The following is an 18,917-nucleotide window of genomic DNA, read 5'->3' as shown; positions in this document are numbered from 1 at the left end:
CCCCCATGCTGCTCTTCTTCGGCGCCCGGCGCAGCCATTCCAGCGTGCCGTGGGACCGTTCGTCTCAGCAGGCCGCGACGTGTTTCAGGCCGAGTCCCGAAGCACCAGGGACGTAGGTACCGTGATCGCGACCGGGTCCTGGACATCGGTGTCGCCCGGCGGCGGACCCTCCTCCGCCGCCGGGCCGATCGTCACCGCTCGTCAGCGGCCGGCGCTGAAGTCCAGGCGGTCGTCCGTCACGGCGATGACGCTCCACGTCGAGCCCTCGGCGTTGCCCAGCTCGTAGCTCGGGAGCAGGAGGACCGCACCCGTGTCGAGGGTCGTCATGCCGAGGCCGAGTCGCGACGTCGTGAGCGTCACCGTCTGCACGGGCCAGGGGATCGACCCGCCGGCGGTCGGCGTGGTCGGGACGGTCGGCTCCGGTGCGGCCGTCGCGACGCTCGAGCTGCGATCGTCGGACGACGACGCGCCCGAGGCCGTGTCGGTCGCGAGCGGCATGACGCCGCCGTAGCCGGCGCCGAACCGCGGGTCGCCGAGCCGGGCGACCGCGTCCGCGGGGCTGATCAGCGCGTACGCGCCGAGGTCGACGACCGGGGCGAGCGAGCCGTAGAGCGACTGCACACCGTCCGCCAAGAGCGTGAAGCTCCACTGGACGCCCGTGAGCTGACCGTCGAGGAGCTGGCCCGCCGAGACGTACGTCGCGGTCGGCTGGCCCTGGTCCGCCTGGACCTCGAACCGGTATCCGCCGGCGTCGACGCCGAGCGAGCCCATGAGCTCGCGGGCCTGCGCGATCGCGGCGTCGCCGGTCGGTGCCGGCGCAGCCGAGGTCGTCGCGCACCCGTAGCTCGGGTCGAGCTGCTCGGGCACCGCGGTGCCGAGCGTCGGCTCGGACCCCGGGGTGGCCGCGCCGATGGCAGGCTCAGCCGCGGGCGCAGGCGCCGTGTCGCCTGTCGCTGAGCCGGCCGCGCCGGGCTCGGTCGAGCCGCTCGGGACGTCCGGAGCGGACTTCACGCACGCCCACGGGTCCCGGCTCGGGTCGTAGTAGCTGAAGCTCGCGAGACCGTCGGGCGAGAGCTGGACGGTCGGTCCGGTGCCGTCCTGGACCCCCACGACCCACGCACCCCACGTCTGCGACGGCGTGCCGCTCACGCCGAGGACCGACGCGAGGTGCGCCGCGGCGTCGGCCGAGTACACCGACGCCGGGTCGAACCCCCAGGCCGTCGCCGTGGCACCGTCGGTCGACAGGCCCGAGCCGGTGAAGACCGTCCGACCGCCGTACCAGGGAGCGATGAGCTTCGAGGTCCCCATGCCGGCGGCGCTGTCGGCCGCAGCGGCGCCGGACGCAGCCCGCGGGGCCACCGCCGTCACGGCTCCACCCTCCGACGAGCCGCTGCCGAGAGAGATCGGGGCGGCGACGGGGGCCTGGCCGAGCCGCCCGAGGGCCCAGCTGCCGCCACCGATGACCGACAGCCCGACGACAGCCGCGGCCACCTGGATCCAGGCGCCCCTGCGGCGCCCGGTGCGCGCAACGCGGGCCGGGGCGAGCTCGGTGACGACCCCGCTGCCGTGGACGTCGCCCTCGGCCGCCGCAGCGGCCGCCGCACGGTCAGCGACCGCAGCACGCAGCCGGGCCTGGTCGGGTTCGGCCGTGGCGGCAGGGTCAGCGGCGCGGACGCGGTCGAGTGCCTCGTCGGGGACCGACGAGTCGTCAGGGACTGGCGGGTTGGTGGACACGATGGAGGACCTCCGGGGCGAGATGGGTTCTGCTACCCCACCTGTGTCATGACCGGCCGCCGACTTGCACCGTCAGCTCCCGGGAGCCTCGGCCCACACCTCGCGCAGCCGCGACCTGGCCCGGGACAGCGCGGCGTCGGCGCCCCCGCGCGTCACGCCCAGCACAGCCGCCAGACCGTCGCCGCCGAGACCCTCCCACGCGTTGAGCAGCAGGATCCGCCGGTCCCGCGGGCTCAGCGCGGCGAGCGCCTCCCGGACACGCTCGTCCGCCAACGCGTACGTCGCCGGGTCGTCGTCGTCCATCGACTCAGGGACGTCGCCGACCGGAACCGGCCGACCCTTGCGCCGATGGTTCGCGAGCACGAACCCTGCGGTCCGGTACAGCCACGGCAGCTCCGCGCCGGCCGGGACGTCGTCGCGACGGCGCCAGGCCACCGCGAGCACGTCGGCCGCGAGGTCCTCGGCGTCGTCGCGGGCGGCCCGGCGCACGAAGTACCTGTACACCGCGCTCGCGTGCGTCCGGAACAGCTCCTCGAACCAGGCGTCGTCACGCAGCGGTTCGACGGAAGGGTCGGCGGGGGCGGGGGCCACAGCGGAGGGGGCAGCGATGTCCGCGCTCTGGTCGCTCGGGGACGGCACGGGGGCTCCTCGTGGTGGTCGGGACGGACGTCGGCCTACATCCCCACTCTGTCCCGACCGGCACGGTTCTTGCACGCGCCGCACGGCGATCTCGGCGACGGGCCTCGCAGCCGGCCTCGCGACGGGCCTCAGAGGCCGTCGGCGACCGTCGCCGTCACGTCGAGCCACGCCGCACGGGTCGCCGGGGCGAGCGTCGCGAACTCGATGGGCCCGCCGTGGATGAGGCGCCTGTCGTGCGGGACGTCCAGGACGGCACGCGTCAGCGCACCGAAGTGCTCGTGGAGCCGCTTGCGCAGCTGCTTGTCGACCTTCGGCTCGGGTGCCGACAGGACCGTCACGGCGCTGCGGAGCAGGTCGGCGTACCCCGCCGAGCGCAACGCGTCGATCGCCCAGGCGGCCGACTGCGCGGTGTCCTCGCGCACCGTCGAGACGATGACCAGCTGGTCCGCGACCGAGACCGCGGCCTGCCAGTTGGACGCGCGCATGTTGTTGCCCGTGTCCACGACGATCACGCGGTAGAACCGGGACAGCGTGCGGTGCAGGGCCATGAAGGCTGCCGCGTCGATCGAGGCGGCCGACGCCGCGTCCTCGTCGGACGCCAGCACGTCGAACTGCGCCGAGGCCTGCGAGCGCACGTAGTCGTCGAGGTCACCGACGCGGGCTGTCCGCAGGTCGGAGAACCGCGCCAGGTCCTGCGCGAGGTTGACGGCCGTGTTCGCGTGCTGGGCGTGCTTCGAGCGCCAGCCGAGCGTCCCGCGCGTCTCGTTGTTGTCCCAGGCGAGCGTGTACCCGCCGCGGTGGATGCCGAACGTCGCGGCGAGCAGGAGGGTCGCTGTCGTCTTGTGCGCGCCGCCCTTGGGGTTGACGACGACGATCGTCTTGGGGCCGTCGAAGTTGCGCTGGATGCGGGCGACCTTGTCGCGGTAGGCGGCCTCGGAGCGCCCGGGACCCGGCGAGACGACCCCGCCCGTCACGCGGCGGATCCGCTTGCGCCAGCCGCGGTCGGCATACCCGCTGACGGGCCGCCGGCGCGACGAGAGCAGGTCGTCGAGCGTCGGCAGGGCTCCGGTGGCGGGCGCGGCGACCCTCGACCCGCTGGTCCGGCCGCCCGCGGGTGCCGTCGTGCTGCCCGCGGTCGTGCTCGGCACGGCCGGGAACTGGCGCGTGTCGTCGGCGCCGTCGTCCTGGCTGCGTCGGCCACGGGACTCGGCGAGCGCCGCGCTCGCCTCCTCGACAGAGCCGTCGGGGTGGACCAGGAGCGACCACAGCCCGTCGGGGTCCCGCACCTGGACCGGCACGGAACGACCGGTCCGCGCGGCGACCTCGGCGATGAGACCCATGATCGCGGCGCCCGCCTCGGCGACGCTCGACGTCTCGACGTGCTGCGTCACACCCTCGAGGGCGACCTCCGCGGTGCCGTCCGCACGCACGACCGCCTGGACGACGTCGTCCTGCCCGGCGGGGTCGGCGGACGGGGTGTTCGACGCCGGGGCACCGGTTTCACTCACGGGGTCGGCTTCCTTCGTCGACGGTCTGGGCGCCTCGAACTTACGCCGTCGCACGCCGACGCGCACCGTCGGCGACCGCAGAGGGGCACCGGCGAGGTCGGAGAGCGACCCGCAGAGACGCTCGGGTCAGGCGCCCGGGGAGCTCAGCTCCCGCACCGCGCGGACGTTCGCCGTGACCCACCTGCGCGTCCCGAGCATCAGCACGACCCCGCCCGCGAGCACCGCGACGACCGCGACGGGGAGTGCGAGGTCACGGACAGAGGACGCATAGGTGAGGATGCTGGCGACCACGCCCGCGCCGATGATCATGGCGCCGATGATCATCGTGCGCTTGGCCCTGTCCCGGTGCTCGTCGATCGTCCGGTTCAGCCGCCACTCCGGGATCACGTTGTCCTGGACTGCCATGCGAGCACCTCCCGAAAGTCGTCGTTGACCTGGGGTTTCTCGGCATGCCGCGCCCTGCGGACGAGCGGGTGTCACCCGTCCGCGCGGGATTTCATCCGCTCGGTCGACGCCGGATGCTCAGTCGGCGTCGGATGCTCAGTCGGCGTCGGGGCCGACCGAGAACCAGACCGTCTTGCCGCCCGGACCCCGCTGCTCGACCCCCCACGCCGTCGACAGTGCCGCGACGAGCGACATCCCCCGGCCGCCCGGGTCGGTCGGCAGCGCGTGCTGGACCGACGGGCGCACGGTGCTCTCGTCCGAGACGAACACGCGGACCTCGTCCTCGAGCACCACGACGCGCACGCGGATCTCGCCGTCCACCGGTCCGTGGACCACAGCGTTCGCCACGATTTCCCCGGCGAGCAGCTCGATGACCTGGTTCGACGACCCGTGGACGCCTGCGTCGGCGACCGTTCGCATCACCCAGTGCCGCGCGGCGCGGGCCGCCGCAGGTCGCGCTTCGAGCACGAGCTCGGTCGGGGTGCCCGGACCTGCCGGCGCGTCGGTCTCGGTGGGGACCCCGGACGCGGCGGCGCGTCGCACGCTCGCCGCGCTACGGATGTCCCGGAGATCGCCCACCTCCCTACTGTGCCTGACGGCGGCCCAACGCGCGGCCTGAACAGCCGTCCAGGATCAAGGGATGGACACCCGCGCGCCTACTGCCGCGAGGCGGGTGCCGGATGCCAGACGGACGACTCCGACGGCATCAGGATCCACAGGATCGGGTAGATGATGATCTGGCTGCCCGGGACGACCATGAGCAGCAGGAGGAACAGCAGGCGCGCGGGCCACGGGTCGAGCCCGAAGCGTCGGCCGAGGCCGGCGCAGACGCCGCCCAGCACGCGCCCGTCGATCGGCCGGATGAGGCCGTCGCGGCCGAGGGTCTCGTGGATGGTGCTCACAGCTGGTCCTTCTTTCGGTACGTCGGTTCCTGACGTACCGAGCGTGCTGCGGCAGCCGGGTGCCGCACATCGGGGCTATCCCCTGATCCGACCCTGAGTCGACCCGGACCGGCCCCGGGCTCGGTGCCGGTGCGCCGGCTCGGGGCGCTGTGCGTGCAGCGCGAGCATGGTGTCGACCGTGCGCTGCCAGGAGAACTGCTCGGCCCGGCGTCGGGCGCTCGCGCGCCGCTCGGGGGCCGGCCGGTCGAGGAGGCGCTGCACGGCGTCGGCGAACCCGACCCCGTTCCCCGGAGCGACCGCCCCGGCGGAACCGACGACCTCGGGCAGCGCGCTCCCCCGGTGGCACACGACCGGAGTCCCGGACGCGAGGGCCTCGAGCGCCGCGAGGCCGAACGTCTCGATGGGACCGGGCGCGAGGACGACGTCGGCCGCGGCGAGCAGCCCGGCCAGCTCGGGACGCGACCCGAGGAACCCCGTGAAGCTCACCGGGAGCGACGACGCCCGCCGACGCAGCGCCGGCGCCATCGGACCGTCCCCGACGACGACGAGCCGCACCCGCACCCCGCGAGCCCTCAGCTCGGCGACGGTGTCGAGCGCGATTCCGGGTCGCTTCTCGGCGGACAGCCTGCTCGCCATCACGACGAGCAGCTCGTCGTCGCGCGCGTGGCGGGCGCGCACCTCGGCATCGTGGCGGCGGGGGTGGAAGGTCTCGAGGTCGACGCCGAGCGGCACGTGCTGGGTCTCCCGGCCGATCCGGTCGAACTCCTCCGCGGCGAAGTGGGTCGTGCAGACGATCCGGTCGAAGCGTGCCGCCGTCGTGCGGTTGTGGAGGTCGGCGACGGTGCGCGTCGGTGCGAGCGCCCGCGCACCAGGCGGCAGCAGCGCCGCTAGCACACCGTCGAGCCGCTCGTGCGCGAAGAACACGCTCGGCACCCCGAGCCGGCGCGCGTCGGCACCGAGCCCACGCAGGGTCGACCGGTCGGAGACCTCGAGCCGGTCGGGCGCGAGCTCGGCGAGGATCGCGCGCACCCGGTCGACGTGGGTGATGACGCGGTAGCTGCCGCTCCCGGGCACGACCGGCGCGGCGATCGTCACGCGGCGTCCCGACGGCGTCCGCTCGTCGGCGTCGACGGGGCCCGGGACGACCAGCACCATCGCGTGGCCGGCCGCCTCGTAGCCCGCACCCAGCGCGTGCATCGTCGTGCGCAGCCCGCCCGAGCGCGGGCCGTAGAAGTTCGCGACGTGGACGATGCGCAGGCTCATGCGGCGGCGGCCGCCTGCATCGACATCGCCGCCGCGTAGTGACCGATCAGCGCCTCGCACACCGGCACCCAGCCGCGTCCCTGCACGGCGGCCCGCGCGGCCGCACCGAACGCGTGCCGCTTGCGCACGTCACCCACGAGGTCGAGCACGTGCCCGCGGAGCCCGGCGAGGTCCCCCGGCGCGTACAGCCACCCGGTCCGACTGACGTCGACGAGGTCGAGGGGTCCGCCGCGCGCCGGTGCGACGACCGGCACCCCGCTCGCCATCGCCTCCTGGATCGACTGGCAGAACGTCTCGAGCTCGCCCGGGTGGACGAGCACGTCCATGCTCGCGACGGCCCGTGCGAGGTCGACGCCGTCGAGCTGGCCGGTGAGCACCGCGCGCGGCAGGGTCCGGGCGAGCCGGTCACGGTCGGGCCCGTCGCCGACGAGGACGATGCGGGTGCCCGGGATGTCCGCGACCGCCACGAGGTGGTCGAGCTGCTTCTCCTGTGCGAGCCTCCCGACGTAGCCCAGCACGACCTCGCCGTCGGGGGCCACCGACCGCCGCCACGCGTCGTCGCGGTGCCGAGGCGCGAACCGTACCGAGTCGACGCCGCGCGGCCACAGCCGCACCCTCGGCACCCCGTGCTCGGCGAGCTGTCGGCACGCGTGGGTCGACGGCGCGAGCGTCAGGGTCGCGGCCTCGTGGATGTCGCGCAGGCGGTTCCAGAGGAACGGTTCGAGTGCGCCGACCCCGTAGCGGCCCGCATACGCGGGGACCTCGGTCTGGTACACCGCGACGGTCGGCAGGTCGAGCTGGCGGGCCGCCTGGGCGCCCTGCCACCCGAGCACGAACGGCGAGGCGAGGTGGACGACGTCGGGGGCGAAGTCCGCGAGCGTCCGGGCGAGCCGACCGACCCCTGACCACCCCACACGGACCGCCTGGTAGCCGGGCAGGGCCGCCGACGGGACCCGGACGACCGTCGTCCGGCCGTAGGTCGTCATGGCAGTGCCGCGCGACGCGTCGGGCGCGATGACCAGCGCCGTGTCGCCGCGCCGGTCGAGGTGCTCGAGGACGCGCAGCAGCGAGTGGGTGACCCCGTTGACCTGGGGCAGGAAGGACTCGGCGACGATCGCGACGCGCACCCTGCGAGCGTGGTGGACGCCTGCGACCGCAGCACGAACGGCAGGTGACGAGAGGCGGTCGATCGTGCCAACCCGTCGGCCGTGACGGGTCTGAGGTGCCTTAGGTGCCAGCACCCCCGGCGGGGGTCTCAGGTGTGCCCGACCGACGGATACCGCGTGTCGGTGGCGCGAGGCATCGTGGTCATCGAGCGGAGATCGGACCGCACACGAAGGAGTGGACGACATGATCATGATGTGGGGCCCAGGGCTCGATGCCGAGGTCGCCTACCGCGCAGAGCGCGCACGCACCGCGTGGCGTCGGCCGCGTCGGGGCGAGGCACCGGCCGGGTGGGTGCGCTACGACGACACGGGACGGGTGGCCGACGTCGTCGTCGAACCCGCCGTCGCCGTGCGGCGGAGCACCGCCGAGGTGACCGACCGGCGTTCGTCGCGCCCGCGCGCACCACGTCGTCAGTGGGCAGTGCCACAATCGGGGGCATGGCCCGCAGGGCGATGACCACACCGTTCGTCGCGCGCGAGAGGCAGATCGCGCAGCTCACAGGCGCGCTCGAACGAGCCTCGGCCGGCCGACCAGGGGTGATCCTGCTCGGGGCCGACGCCGGGGTCGGCAAGACCCGCCTCCTGCACCGCGCCGCCGCGCTCGCGGCGCGGTCGGGCGCGACGGTCGTCACCGGGCACTGCGTGGACCTCGGCGAGATCGGGCTGCCGTACCTGCCCTTCGCCGAGGCGCTCGGCCAGCTGCGCACCATCGGCGGCGACGTCGTGGAGCGCGTCGTCGCGGGGCGTCCGGCGCTCGGGCGTCTGCTGCCCTCGGCGGCGGCCGACGAGCCCGTCGACGTCGAGGACGGGGCGAACCGGCTTCAGCTCTTCGACGGGATCGGCGCGGTCCTGACGGCCGCCGGGCGGCCCGGGGCACCGCTGATGCTCGTGCTCGAGGATCTCCACTGGGCCGACTCGTCGAGCCGCGACGTGCTGCGCTTCCTGGTCGCCCGGATGCGCGACGAGCACGTCCTGCTCGTCGCGAGCTACCGCACCGACGAGATGCACCGGCGCCACCCGTTGCGCCCGATGATCGCCGAGATGGCCCGGCACCCCAACGTCGAGCTCCTCGACCTCCCGCCGTTCACCGACGACGAGCTGCGCACGTTCACCACGGCGGTCTTGGGCAGCCCGCTGCCCGAGCCCGCCCTGCGCCGCGTCGCCGAGCGCTCCGAGGGAAACGCGTACTTCGCGGAGGAGCTGCTCGAGGCGGGCGCCGACACCGACGCGCTGCCCGGCACTCTCGGCGACATCCTGAGGGCACGCCTCGAGCTGCTCGACCCGGCGGTGCAACGCCTCGCCCAGCTGGCGTCGGTCGCCGGGAGGCGCGTGGCCGAGCCGCTGCTGCGAGCCGTCGTCGCGGCTGATCACGACGACCCCTCGCACGGCGGGCACGTCGGTCCCCCGCCCGACGCCGCCGAGGGGTTCGACGCCGCGCTGCGCGACGCCGTGGCCCACCACGTCCTCGCCGGTGAGGACGGCCGGATCGTGTTCCGGCACGCCTTGCTCGCCGAGGCGGTCTACGCCGACCTGCTGCCCGGGGAGCAGGTCGCGCTGCACCGGCGCTACGCCGCGGTGCTGAGTGCCGACCCGAGCCTCGGGCCTGCCTCGAGGCTCGCGCTGCACGCGCTGCGCGGCCATGACCTGCCTGCTGCGCTGCGCGCGTCGGCCACCGCGGCGCACGACGCCGCCCAGGTGCTCGCCCCCGCCGAGGAGCTGCGGCACCTCGAGACGGTGCTGCAGGTGTGGGACGCGGTGCCCCACGCTGCCGACGAGCTCGGCCAGGACCGCATCGACGTCCTGACCGCCGCCGCGGGGGCGGCGAGCAGGGCCGGCGAGGTCGCGCGCGCAGTGCTGCTGTCCCGCGAGGCCGTCGCCGCCGCTGCGGACGACCCGCACCGCCAGGCGCCGCTGCGGACCGCCCTCGCACGCCACCTCATGGGCGAGGAGCGGGTCCACGACGCGCTCGAGGAGACCGCCCAGGCGCTGACCGTGCTGCGCGCGGACCGGCCGTCGGGCGACCGCGCCTGGGCCCTCGCGACGCACGCGCGGGCGGCGCTCAACCTCGACCGCGACGACGAGGCGGCCAGTGCCGCGACGGCCGCGATCGAGGTCGCCCGCGCGGCCGCCGCGGCCGGTGCGGAGGCGGACGCCCTCACGACCCTCGCCGTCCTCGTGGTGGACGACGCCGAGCACGCCGCCGACCTCCTCGAGAAGGCCCGCGACCGGGCCCGCGAGGCGGGTGACATCGTCACCGAGCTGCGGTGCACGTACAACCTCATCGCGACCCGGTACTACGCGGGCGACCTCGCCGCCGCAGCCGAGCTGGTGACGGTCGGGGCGCGCCGGGCCGCAGCCGCAGGGCTCACGTGGAGCGTGTTCGGGGTCGAGCTGCGGGTCTTCGGCGAGCTCATCCGCTACATGCACGGCGACCTGTCGGCACCCCGGCGCGCGGCCGACCCAGCCCCTGAGGGTGCGACCGCCTCGCTGACCAGCGTCGAGCTCTATGCAGCGGTCGCGCGCGGTGACGCCGACGCGATCGCCCGAGGCCGTGCGCTGCGCCCCGCCTGGCACCGCGACGGTCAGATCGCGCTCATCTCGGGAGGCTGCACGGTCGACGCGCTCGCGTGGCAGGGCGACCTCGACGACGCGGTCGAGCTCGCGGTCGAGCTCATCGACCACCTCGGGCGCGTGTGGTCCGACTTCTTCCTGGGTGGCATCTGGATCGCGGCGCTCGCGATCTCCGCGCTGGCGGACGGCGCCCAGGTCGACCGCCTCGTCGGGCGCAGCGCCGCCGCGAAGGTCGCCCTCGGCTCCGAGCTGCTGTCCCGCGCCGTCACCACTGCCGAGAAGGGCCGCCCGCGCGGCGGGCGCCTCGGGCCGGAGGGGCTTGCCTGGCTCGCCCGTGCGCACGCCGAGCACAGCCGCCTGATCGGCGTGGACGACCCGTCGCTCTGGGCGCACGCGACGCAGGCGTTCGAGTACGGCTACCGCTACGAGGAGACGCGCTCGCGGTGGCGGTGGGCGCAGGCGCTGCTCGAGGCCGGCGACCGCGACCTCGCGACAGCGCACGCGCAGATCGCGCTCGACGCCGCGACGGACATGGGTGCCGGCCCGCTGACCGCCGCGATCCTCGCGCTCGCCCGACGCGGCCGCCTCGACCTGCCGGGTGCGCGCGCGCCGGCCGTCGACACCCTGACGGGTCGGGAGGCGGAGGTCCTCGCGCTCGTGGCCCAGGGCCTCACGAACCGGCAGATCGGCGAGCAGCTGTACATCAGCGGCAAGACCGTCAGCGTCCACATCTCGAACGTCCTGACCAAGCTGGGCGCCTCGGGGCGCACCGAGGCGGTGGCGATCGCGCACCGCCGCGGGCTGCTCTCGACCGACGCGGGCCGGGCTGTCGACACGCACTGAGCCGTCGACAGGCACCGGGCCATAGTTGCGCCCCACCGGGCGATCGACACGCATCGGACCGACGACGGCGTCGACCGCGGGGATCCGCGACCGGCGCCGTCGTCGTCGTCCGGTTGGCGTCAGCCCACCGGACGGTGTCGGCCCACCGCCCGGTGCCGGCCCAGGGTCAGCTCAGCGGCGGGACCGCGAGCTGCGCGAGCTCGAGGGCCTGCTGGGGGAACCAGGCCCCGGCCGCCGGGTCCACGATGCCGCCCCACTCAGGGTCCGTCGTGCCGCCCGTGCCGCGCGTGCACTGCCCGTCGGACCGCCCGGGCGTCTTGACCCACAGGTAGGCGTCGAGGAGCGGGTTGGTCGCGACGGGGTCGGCCGCGGGGGTCTCGCCGAGGCCGCGCCCGGGCGGGTTGCACCAGTCCTGCGCGTCCGGGTAGGACGCCGTGGGCTTCCACGGACCCTGGCCGTTACGGCTCGTGTCGATCACGAAGTGGGCGGTCGGCTGGACCGTCCCGAGCATCCCCGCGTACCGGGCGTTGATGCTCGACGTGTCGAGGTCGGCGGAGGTGGCGGTGTCGCTCCACACCCCGAAGTTGTTCAGCGCGACGCCGTTCCAGTTGTTGGTCGGTCCGCCGTTCCAGTACTGGTTCGGGCAGCCGTTGTAGTCACCCGGCGCGACCTCGGTGGCGTAGGCGAGGCACTGCGACACCCACGTGCCGTACTGGGCCAGGTTCGGCGTGTACTGGTAGTTCGAGAGGTTCACGAAGAACCCGTCGGCCCGCTGGACCCCGGCCTTGACGAGGCGGTCGGCGGACTCGCCGACGTTCTGCCAGGCGGTGTGCGTGGCGTCCAGGTACACCGACGTACGCGGGTGCTCCGCGAGCGCGTCGACCGCGACGTTGAGCTGCGTGAAGCGGTTCTCGGGCGTCGCAGCGTCCCCGGCCGGGAGCGCCGGGTCGATCGGGAGCGTGCAGTTCGAGGACCCGTCGAGGGCGCTGACGTAGTTGGGGATCAGGCCGAGGCCGTCCGGCTCGAGGATGACGATGGCCTCGCTGCGTCCGAGCGCGCCCGCGAAGGCCTCGATCCACGCCTCGTAGGCCGCGGTGCCCGCCGCGCCGCCCACGGAGTACTGCCCGCAGTCGCGGTACGGCAGGTTGTAGGCCACGAGCGTCGGGATCGACCTGGTCGCAGCCGCCTTGCGCACGACCTCCTTGACGTCGCGCGCGACCTGCCGGGGGGTGCCGCCGGTGAACCACACGGCCTGCGGGGTGCTCACCATCTTCTTCAGCAGCTTCGCGTCGGCCCGGTCGCCCTGCGACAGCAGCTCGGCGATCTGCTGCCGGGAGCCGTCGGGTGCCTTGGGCACGTAGAAGCTGGTGGTCGGGCTCGGGTGGTGATGACCTGAGGAGCCGGCCATCGCCGTCGTGGCGCCGGCGGTCAGCGCGAGGGCGGCCGCGGCCAGCACGGCGGTCCCGCGGTTGAGTGTGAAACGCATCGGTGTCTCCTACATCGTCGTAGTCGGACCAGCTGTTTCTGGGAGCGCTCCCATGGGTGCAACCCCCGGGGTCGAGCGCTCTCCACAGTCGTCGGCGGTGTCCGATCTGTCAATGATTACGAAGCCCGTCCCATGGTCCGACCTCGCTGCCTTGAAATGCTGAGGCGCTACCCGCACCGGGGGCCTCGACAGCCGTCCGACCCCGTCGGGCGGCTGTCGGTGCGTCGGCACTCAGAAGAGGACAGACTGGGACCAACGCCACTCGCCGGCCTCACCAGGCCCGCTGGTCGGAGGTCAGAGGCGAGCCGAGAAGGTGAGCGCACCATGACTCTCGACGCGATGGACCTCGACGCGATGACCCAGACGGCGCACGCGCTGGTCGCACCCGGCAAGGGGATCCTCGCCGCTGACGAGAGCGCACCGACGATCGCGAAGCGGCTCGCCGGGATCGGCGTCGAGTCGACCGAGCAGAAGCGCCGGGCGTACCGCGAGATCCTGTTCACGACCCCGGGGATCGGTGACGCGATCAGTGGCGTGATCCTCTTCGACGAGACCCTGCGCCAGACGGCCGCCGACGGCACCCCGTTCGCCGAGGTCCTGCGCCGCCAGGGTGTGATCCCGGGCATCAAGGTCGACGGCGGGACGAAGCCGCTCGCCGGGTTCCCTGACGAGGTGATCACCGAGGGGCTCGACGGTCTGCGGGACCGGCTGACCCAGTACGTCGCGCTGGGCGCACGGTTCACCAAGTGGCGTGCGGTCATCCACATCGGCGACGGGCGCCCGACGGCGACGTGCATCGAGGCGCACGCCCACGCGCTGGCCCGGTACGCCGCACTCGCGCAGGAGGCCGGCCTCGTGCCCATCGTCGAGCCCGAGGTGCTCATGGACGGGCCGCACGACCTCGCCCGCTGCGCCGAGGTCACCGTGACGACGCTCCGCGCCGTGTACGCCGAGCTCGCCCGCCACCGCGTCGTCCTCGAGGCGACCCTGCTGAAGCCCAACATGGTGCTCCCCGGCAAGGACTGCCCGGTCCAGGTGAGCGACGACGAGATCGCGGACGCGACGATCGCCGTGCTCCGCGAGGCCGTGCCCGCCGCGGTGCCCGGCATCGTGCTCCTCTCAGGTGGCCAGACCGACGAGCAGGCGACCTCGCGTCTGGACGCGCTCAACCGGCGCGCGCCCCAGCCGTGGGAGCTGAGCTTCTCGTTCGGTCGTGCGCTGCAGGCCCCGGTCCTCAAGGCGTGGGCGGGCGACGACGTCAACCGCGACGCCGCCCAGGCCGCGCTGGTCCACCGCGCCCGCCTCAACGGCGCCGCGCGCCACGGGACCTACACCGCGGACATGGAGGGGGTGACCGTCTAGGTCACTGACGCGTGCTGGCGTAGTCGGCGCAGGCCGTTCCTGCTGTCAGGTCCGCGGTGCCCATCACCTGTGCGGCGCGCGCGCGGCCGAGGTTCCACTCCGCCACGCCGTCGGACGCCTCGACGGCGACGTGCTGCAGCACGCACGACCGCAGCGGCTCGTCCAGCCGGGCGATCTCCGGCACCGCATCGGCCGAGAGCCCCTGCAGGTACTGGACGTCGAGCCCGACGACGAGCGAGGCGTCGCGCTCGGCAGCAGCGTTGTACCGGACGATGAGCGCGTCCGGGTTCACGAGCGCCAGCCCGAGCATCGCCACGGCGACCACCTGGACGACGACACGCGGCAGCCACCGGCCGCGCCAGCGCACCCCCGCCACCAGCACCAGCACGAGGACGACGGCGAGCACCACCTCGACCACCACCACGAACAGCCGCAGTCGGGTCAGACCGAACGCGTCCATGTACAGGCTCATGCGCCGCAGCGCGGAGGCCACGACCCCGAGCGTGGCCACGCACAGCACCCCCAGCGCGATCCGGGAGACGAGCCGGTCCCGTTCGGAGGCGCGGGGCGCACGGCGGGCGGCCACGGCGACGACCACGAGCGTCAGCGCGGTGACGGCGACGAGCTGGGCGAACCCCTGCCGCGCGTACTCGGCGTAGCTCAGGCCGGCGGTCTCCAGGACGTGGCGGTGGCCACCGAGCAGGGCTCCGACCTGCACAAGCACGAAGGCCAGCACCAGGGCGTCGAGCGCCAGCACGGGCAGCAGCCACTCGCCGCGCGGTGCGGGCCGGCCCGGGGGCAGCTCGGCGTCCGACCACCCCGGCGGGGCGACGGCGAGGTCGGCGAGCGTCGCCGCCACGAGTGCCACGAGGACTCCGACGACCACCTGGCCCGGCAGCAGACCGAGGTCGACCCGGGGCACGTAGCTCGCGAACACGGTGTCGGCACTCGCGAACAGCATCCCGAAGACCACGAGCAGGACGACGGTCACCGCGACGCTGCGCAGCACCGCGAGCACCCGGCCCCGACGTGAGCCGACGAGCGTCGCGGCCCCGCCCGTGATCCACGGCAGGGTGCGAAACGCGCCCGCCGCCCAGCTGAGCGCACTGAGGACGACTGCGGGCGCAGACCGTGCCGACGTCGCCGCGACTGCTCCGACGAGGATCGCGGTCAGCAGGCACAACGCCGCGACCCAGCTCGCATCGCGGACGGCGACCACCGCGACAAGGGCGACCGACAGCCCGGCGGTCACGAGGTCTCCCACCGCTCGCCGCCGGACGAGCACCGGCGCGGCCGCTGCCCAGACCGCGAGCCCCACGAGTGCCGCGCCGAGCCCGAGCCGGTGGTCGACCAGGAGGACCGCACCCACGACGCCGACGGCCGCACAGACCAGGAGCGTGCCGCTCGACGCCGGCTGCCGCGACGCCGACCAGAACTCCGTGAGCGGGCGACCGATCCGGCCGGGCGGTGCCGCCGTCACCGCAGGTGACAGCGTCGTCGTGGCGGGGGCCGTCGTGCCGGGCGTCCTCGCGCCGGGCAGGGGCGAGGCGGGTCGTGGGGAGGCGGGGACGAGCGGATCGGTCATGGGGCAAACCTAGGAGTGACCCGTGCGGCGCGTGGCCGACCTGCCGACGGGTCCCGTGCAGGTTCTGTGCGCGGGAGTGCGCGTGCCGTGCTGGCGGCGGCGACCGCGTGCACCAGGCGCATCATGGGGAGCCACCGGTGGCCGATAGGACGGCTGCCACGGCAGACTCCTGCAGCAGGACGAACCGTGGCCCGCCGATGCCCGCACCACCCGGAACCGTCCGCGGTCCGGCCCGTCCGATCGGATGCCCCGGAGCCATGAGACGCACCCGAGCTGCCGCAGCTCTCCACACCGCCCTGGACGTCCCCGCCGTCGTCCTCGTCGCAGCGCTCGCCGCGATCGCCTTCGTGACAGCCCCGACGCCGGCGACCGCAGCGACCAGCGCGTCTCACCCTCCCACCGCCTCCGAGCAGCTGACCCCGCCGAGCGGCCTGCTGTTCGGCGCGTTCGTCGCGAAGCAGGACTCGACGACTGAGGTCGAGACCTCGGTGAGCGCGTTCGAGCAGCAGATCGGCCGCAAGCTCGACCTGGTCCGGTTCTACGTCCGGTGGGACACGCCCCTGATGCCGGACGCCGTGCTGCGGTCGGTCGCACGCGACCGCACCCCGGTGCTCTCGATCACCCCGAAGAAGGAGGACGGCACGAAGCTGTCGTGGGCATCGATCGCCGCCGGTGACCAGGACGCCCGGATCCGTGAGCAGGCCGCTGCGGTCGCCGCCCTCGGCGTGCCCGTGTTCCTCGTGTTCCAGCACGAGCCGGACATGGCGACCGGCTACGGCACTCCGGCCGAGTACCGCGGTGCGTGGCGGCACTACGTCGAGGTGTTCCGGCAGCAGGGGGTCACGAACGTGGCCTGGACCTGGGTGATGACCCCGACCGGCTTCGCCGAGACCGCGCACACCCCGGCGGGCGACTTCTACCCGGGGGACGACGTCGTCGACTGGCTCGCCCTGGACCCCTACAACTGGTATGGGTGCGCCCCGTCGGTGCCCACCGCGTGGCAGTCCATGGCCCAGGCTGCAGGGCCGTTCCGCACGTGGGCCCAGTCGCACGGCAAGCCGTTGATGCTCGCCGAGTGGGGTTCAGTCGAAGACCCGGCCGATCCTGGCCGCAGGGCGGACTGGTACCGGGAGACGCTGGCGATGTCGACGTCCTGGCCGGAGCTCAAGGCGGTCTCGGCGTTCCATGCGACCGGCAGCTGCGCCTGGCGGGTGGACTCGACCCCCGCCGCCCTCCAGGGGTTCGTGGACGCCGGGGACACCGCCGCCGCGCACGGCCGGGCGAGCGCCCTCCTGACGCCGTCGACCAGCGTGGGTGGCGTCCCGCTGACCGTCGCGTTCGACGCGTCGCGCAGCACCGGCAGCAGCTCCCGTACGGCCACCGGGGTGACCAGCTGGACCCTCGACCTCGGTGACGGCACGTCCACGTCCGGGCAGGGGCAGCCGCCCGGTGCGATCGCCCACACCTACGCGGCCGGCATCTTCACCGCACGGCTCCTCGTGACCGACGCGACGGGCGACACCGCGTCGGACACCCGCACCGTCACGGCCGCGCCGGCCCCGGTGGTGACAGGCTCCGAGCGGGACGTGACCACCACGTCGATGGGCCTGTACGCCTGGGTGAACCCCTCGGACCTGCCCGGCACCGTCCGGTTCGAGTGGGGCACGACGACGGCATACGGCAGCAGGAGCCCGAGCTACGACCTCGCCGCGACGACGTCGGCCCAGCAGCTCAGCTACACCGCCTCCGGGCTCGCGTCGGGCACCCGTTACTACTGGCGCGTCACGGCGACGACCGCCGCGGGGACCACCGTGCTGGCCAGGTCCGCCGGGACCGTCGGCGCCCCGAGCCTGAGCTGGAGCAACGTCACCGGCCTCACCGCGACGGGTGCGGTCCTCAGTGCGGGCGTGGACCCGCACCGGCTCGCCACGACCACGTGGGTCGAGTGGGGCCCGACGTCCGCGCTGGGCCAGAGCACCGCCAAGGCAGCGGTCGCGGCGGGGACGTCCGCGGTGACCGTCCGCTTCACGCTCACCGGACTGACGGGACAGACCACGTACCGCTACCGCTGGGTCGCGTCGAACTCGCAGGGCACGACGTACGGGCCGACGGCGACCTTCACGACGACGGCCGGCTGAACCCGCCGACCTGCCGACCCCAGCCCCCACCCGTACGCTGACCGCGTGATCGTGACCGTCGCCCGCCGCGCCCCCTCCCTCGCGCCGGGATCCGGGCATGAACGTCGTCACCGTGGTCATCGTCGTCCTGATGCTGCTCGCCGCCGTCCACGGGTACCGCGCGGGCCTCGGGCGGATCGTGCTCCCGACCGCCGGGTACGTCGCCGGCTTCCTTCTCGGCGTGCGGGTCGTCGCCCCGCTCGTGATGCGCTCGATCGACGCACCGGTCGGCAAGGTGGTCTCCGCGGTGCTCGCCACGCTCGCGCTCTCGCTGATCGGCGGCGCCATCGGGAGCGTCGCGGCGCGCCGGTTCGACCGGGCCAGCGACCGGCTGCACCTGGGTCCGGTCACCAGGACCCTGGGGCGGCGCTGCAGGCCGCCATGGTCCTGTTCCTCGCGTGGCTGCTCGCGTCGGGGCTGACCACCGTCGAGGCGGGCGGGATCGGCCGGCAGGTCCAGGCGTCGCCGATCATCCGCGCGCTCAACTCGGCCCTGCCGACGCCGCCTGACCTCGTCTCCCGCCTCAAGGGCATCATCAGCCCCAACGGTTTTCCGAACGTGTTCCTCGGCGGCGAACCGAGCCCGACGCCGGTCACGCCCAGTGGCCCGGTCGATGCCGCCGTCCTGGCGACCGCAGAGAAGTCGGTGGTCCAGCTCGTCGGGCCCGGATGCGGCGGGGAGGTCGAGGGGTCCGGTGTCGTGATCGCGCCGGGCGTCGTCGTCACCAACGCGCACGTCGTCGCCGGGGTGCGTCAGCCCACCGTCGTCGACGCCGCCGGGCAGCACGACGCGACCGTCGTCCTCTTCGACCCCGACGAGGACCTGGCCGTGCTCACCGTGCCGACCCTCGAGGTCCCCGCGCTCGCCACCGACCCGGACACGCTCGCGCCGGGCACCCGGGGCGCCGTCGTCGGATACCCCGGCGGCGGACCGCTGCGCGTGGACGACGCCGTCGTGATGGACTCCATGACCGCGGTGGGCCAGAACATCTACGGCCAGGGCTCGGTCAGCCGGGCCGTCTACCAGCTCAGCGCCAACATCCAGCCGGGCAACTCCGGTGGACCGCTGATCACCGCCGACGGGCGCGTCGGGGGCATCGTCTTCGCGAAGTCCGTCAACCAGGACGCGGTCGGCTACGCGCTCGTCTGGAACGAGGTGGCGGCCGAGGTCGACGCGGCAAAATCGCTCACGGCCGCTGTCCCGACCGGAGCCTGCAGCACCGAGTGAGCCTGGCGCC

Annotated in this window: 15 protein-coding genes; 5 read left to right on the top strand and 10 right to left on the bottom strand. The window is 74.2% G+C overall.

The genetic code is table 11. The annotated features are described in order from the left end of the window. Window positions 1-201: 201 nt before the first annotated feature. The 8 genes from DDP54_RS09950 to DDP54_RS09915 all read right to left on the bottom strand — a co-directional run bounded on the left by DDP54_RS09950 (window position 202) and on the right by DDP54_RS09915 (window position 7,617). The gene (locus DDP54_RS09950; RefSeq protein ID WP_109131596.1) at window positions 202-1,734 is read right to left on the bottom strand and encodes a hypothetical protein; all 1,533 of its coding nucleotides are present in this window, start codon (window positions 1,732-1,734) and stop codon (window positions 202-204) included. A 72-nt stretch (window positions 1,735-1,806) separates the two neighbouring features. Further along, window positions 1,807-2,289, bottom strand: coding sequence for a sigma-70 family RNA polymerase sigma factor (locus tag DDP54_RS09945; protein ID WP_109132503.1), 483 nt, complete (start codon window positions 2,287-2,289; stop codon window positions 1,807-1,809). Window positions 2,290-2,501: 212 nt separating this feature from the next. Continuing rightward, the gene (locus DDP54_RS09940; protein ID WP_197711365.1) at window positions 2,502-3,881 is read right to left on the bottom strand and encodes a chromosome partitioning protein; all 1,380 of its coding nucleotides are present in this window, start codon (window positions 3,879-3,881) and stop codon (window positions 2,502-2,504) included. A 126-nt stretch (window positions 3,882-4,007) separates the two neighbouring features. Continuing rightward, the gene (locus DDP54_RS09935) at window positions 4,008-4,286 is read right to left on the bottom strand and encodes a hypothetical protein (RefSeq protein WP_109131595.1); all 279 of its coding nucleotides are present in this window, start codon (window positions 4,284-4,286) and stop codon (window positions 4,008-4,010) included. Between the two features lie 135 nt (window positions 4,287-4,421). Then, complete coding sequence (locus DDP54_RS09930) at window positions 4,422-4,904, bottom strand: ATP-binding protein (RefSeq protein ID WP_109131594.1); 483 nt, start codon at window positions 4,902-4,904, stop codon at window positions 4,422-4,424. 77 nt (window positions 4,905-4,981) lie between these two features. Further along, complete coding sequence (locus DDP54_RS09925; RefSeq protein WP_109131593.1) at window positions 4,982-5,227, bottom strand: PspC domain-containing protein; 246 nt, start codon at window positions 5,225-5,227, stop codon at window positions 4,982-4,984. A 75-nt stretch (window positions 5,228-5,302) separates the two neighbouring features. Next, complete coding sequence (locus DDP54_RS09920; protein WP_109131592.1) at window positions 5,303-6,490, bottom strand: glycosyltransferase; 1,188 nt, start codon at window positions 6,488-6,490, stop codon at window positions 5,303-5,305. Beyond that, window positions 6,487-7,617: a glycosyltransferase family 1 protein gene (locus tag DDP54_RS09915; RefSeq protein ID WP_109131591.1), complete on the bottom strand. Its 1,131-nt coding sequence runs from the start codon at window positions 7,615-7,617 to the stop codon at window positions 6,487-6,489. The genes DDP54_RS09920 and DDP54_RS09915 overlap by 4 nt, the downstream gene beginning before the upstream one ends. 477 nt (window positions 7,618-8,094) lie before the next feature. Here DDP54_RS09915 and DDP54_RS18845 point away from each other — a divergent pair, with 477 nt between their 5' ends. Continuing rightward, window positions 8,095-11,070, top strand: coding sequence for a LuxR family transcriptional regulator (locus DDP54_RS18845; RefSeq protein WP_277949591.1), 2,976 nt, complete (start codon window positions 8,095-8,097; stop codon window positions 11,068-11,070). Between the two features lie 166 nt (window positions 11,071-11,236). Here DDP54_RS18845 and DDP54_RS09900 read toward each other — a convergent pair whose 3' ends face one another. Beyond that, on the bottom strand, window positions 11,237-12,556 hold the full coding sequence (locus DDP54_RS09900; RefSeq protein ID WP_109131589.1) for a glycoside hydrolase family 6 protein: 1,320 nt from the start codon (window positions 12,554-12,556) through the stop codon (window positions 11,237-11,239). A gap of 324 nt (window positions 12,557-12,880) precedes the next feature. Here DDP54_RS09900 and DDP54_RS09895 point away from each other — a divergent pair, with 324 nt between their 5' ends. Continuing rightward, a complete protein-coding gene (locus DDP54_RS09895; RefSeq protein WP_199798126.1) occupies window positions 12,881-13,918 on the top strand; it encodes a class I fructose-bisphosphate aldolase in 1,038 nt (345 codons plus the stop codon). A 1-nt stretch (window position 13,919) separates the two neighbouring features. Here the strand turns inward: DDP54_RS09895 and DDP54_RS09890 are convergent, their stop codons facing one another. Continuing rightward, the gene (locus DDP54_RS09890) at window positions 13,920-15,503 is read right to left on the bottom strand and encodes a DUF4173 domain-containing protein (RefSeq protein WP_109131588.1); all 1,584 of its coding nucleotides are present in this window, start codon (window positions 15,501-15,503) and stop codon (window positions 13,920-13,922) included. A gap of 257 nt (window positions 15,504-15,760) precedes the next feature. On the opposite strand from DDP54_RS09890, the gene DDP54_RS09885 reads away from it, so the two are divergent. The 3 genes from DDP54_RS09885 (at window position 15,761) to DDP54_RS09875 (ending at window position 18,907) form a co-directional block, all read left to right on the top strand. Further along, window positions 15,761-17,641, top strand: a complete 1,881-nt coding sequence (locus DDP54_RS09885) for a PKD domain-containing protein (protein WP_158274500.1) — start codon at window positions 15,761-15,763, stop codon at window positions 17,639-17,641. Between the two features lie 97 nt (window positions 17,642-17,738). Continuing rightward, a complete protein-coding gene (locus DDP54_RS09880; RefSeq protein ID WP_109131586.1) occupies window positions 17,739-18,101 on the top strand; it encodes a CvpA family protein in 363 nt (120 codons plus the stop codon). Next, complete coding sequence (locus DDP54_RS09875) at window positions 18,062-18,907, top strand: MarP family serine protease (protein ID WP_109131585.1); 846 nt, start codon at window positions 18,062-18,064, stop codon at window positions 18,905-18,907. Before DDP54_RS09880 ends, DDP54_RS09875 begins: the two co-directional genes overlap by 40 nt. Window positions 18,908-18,917 lie beyond the last annotated feature (10 nt).

The organism is Cellulomonas sp. WB94 (assembly GCF_003115775.1).
Taxonomy (GTDB): Bacteria; Actinomycetota; Actinomycetes; order Actinomycetales; family Cellulomonadaceae; genus Cellulomonas_A.
The sequence above is the reverse complement of the archived record's forward strand: the minus strand, read 5'-3'. Positions and strand labels throughout refer to the sequence as shown.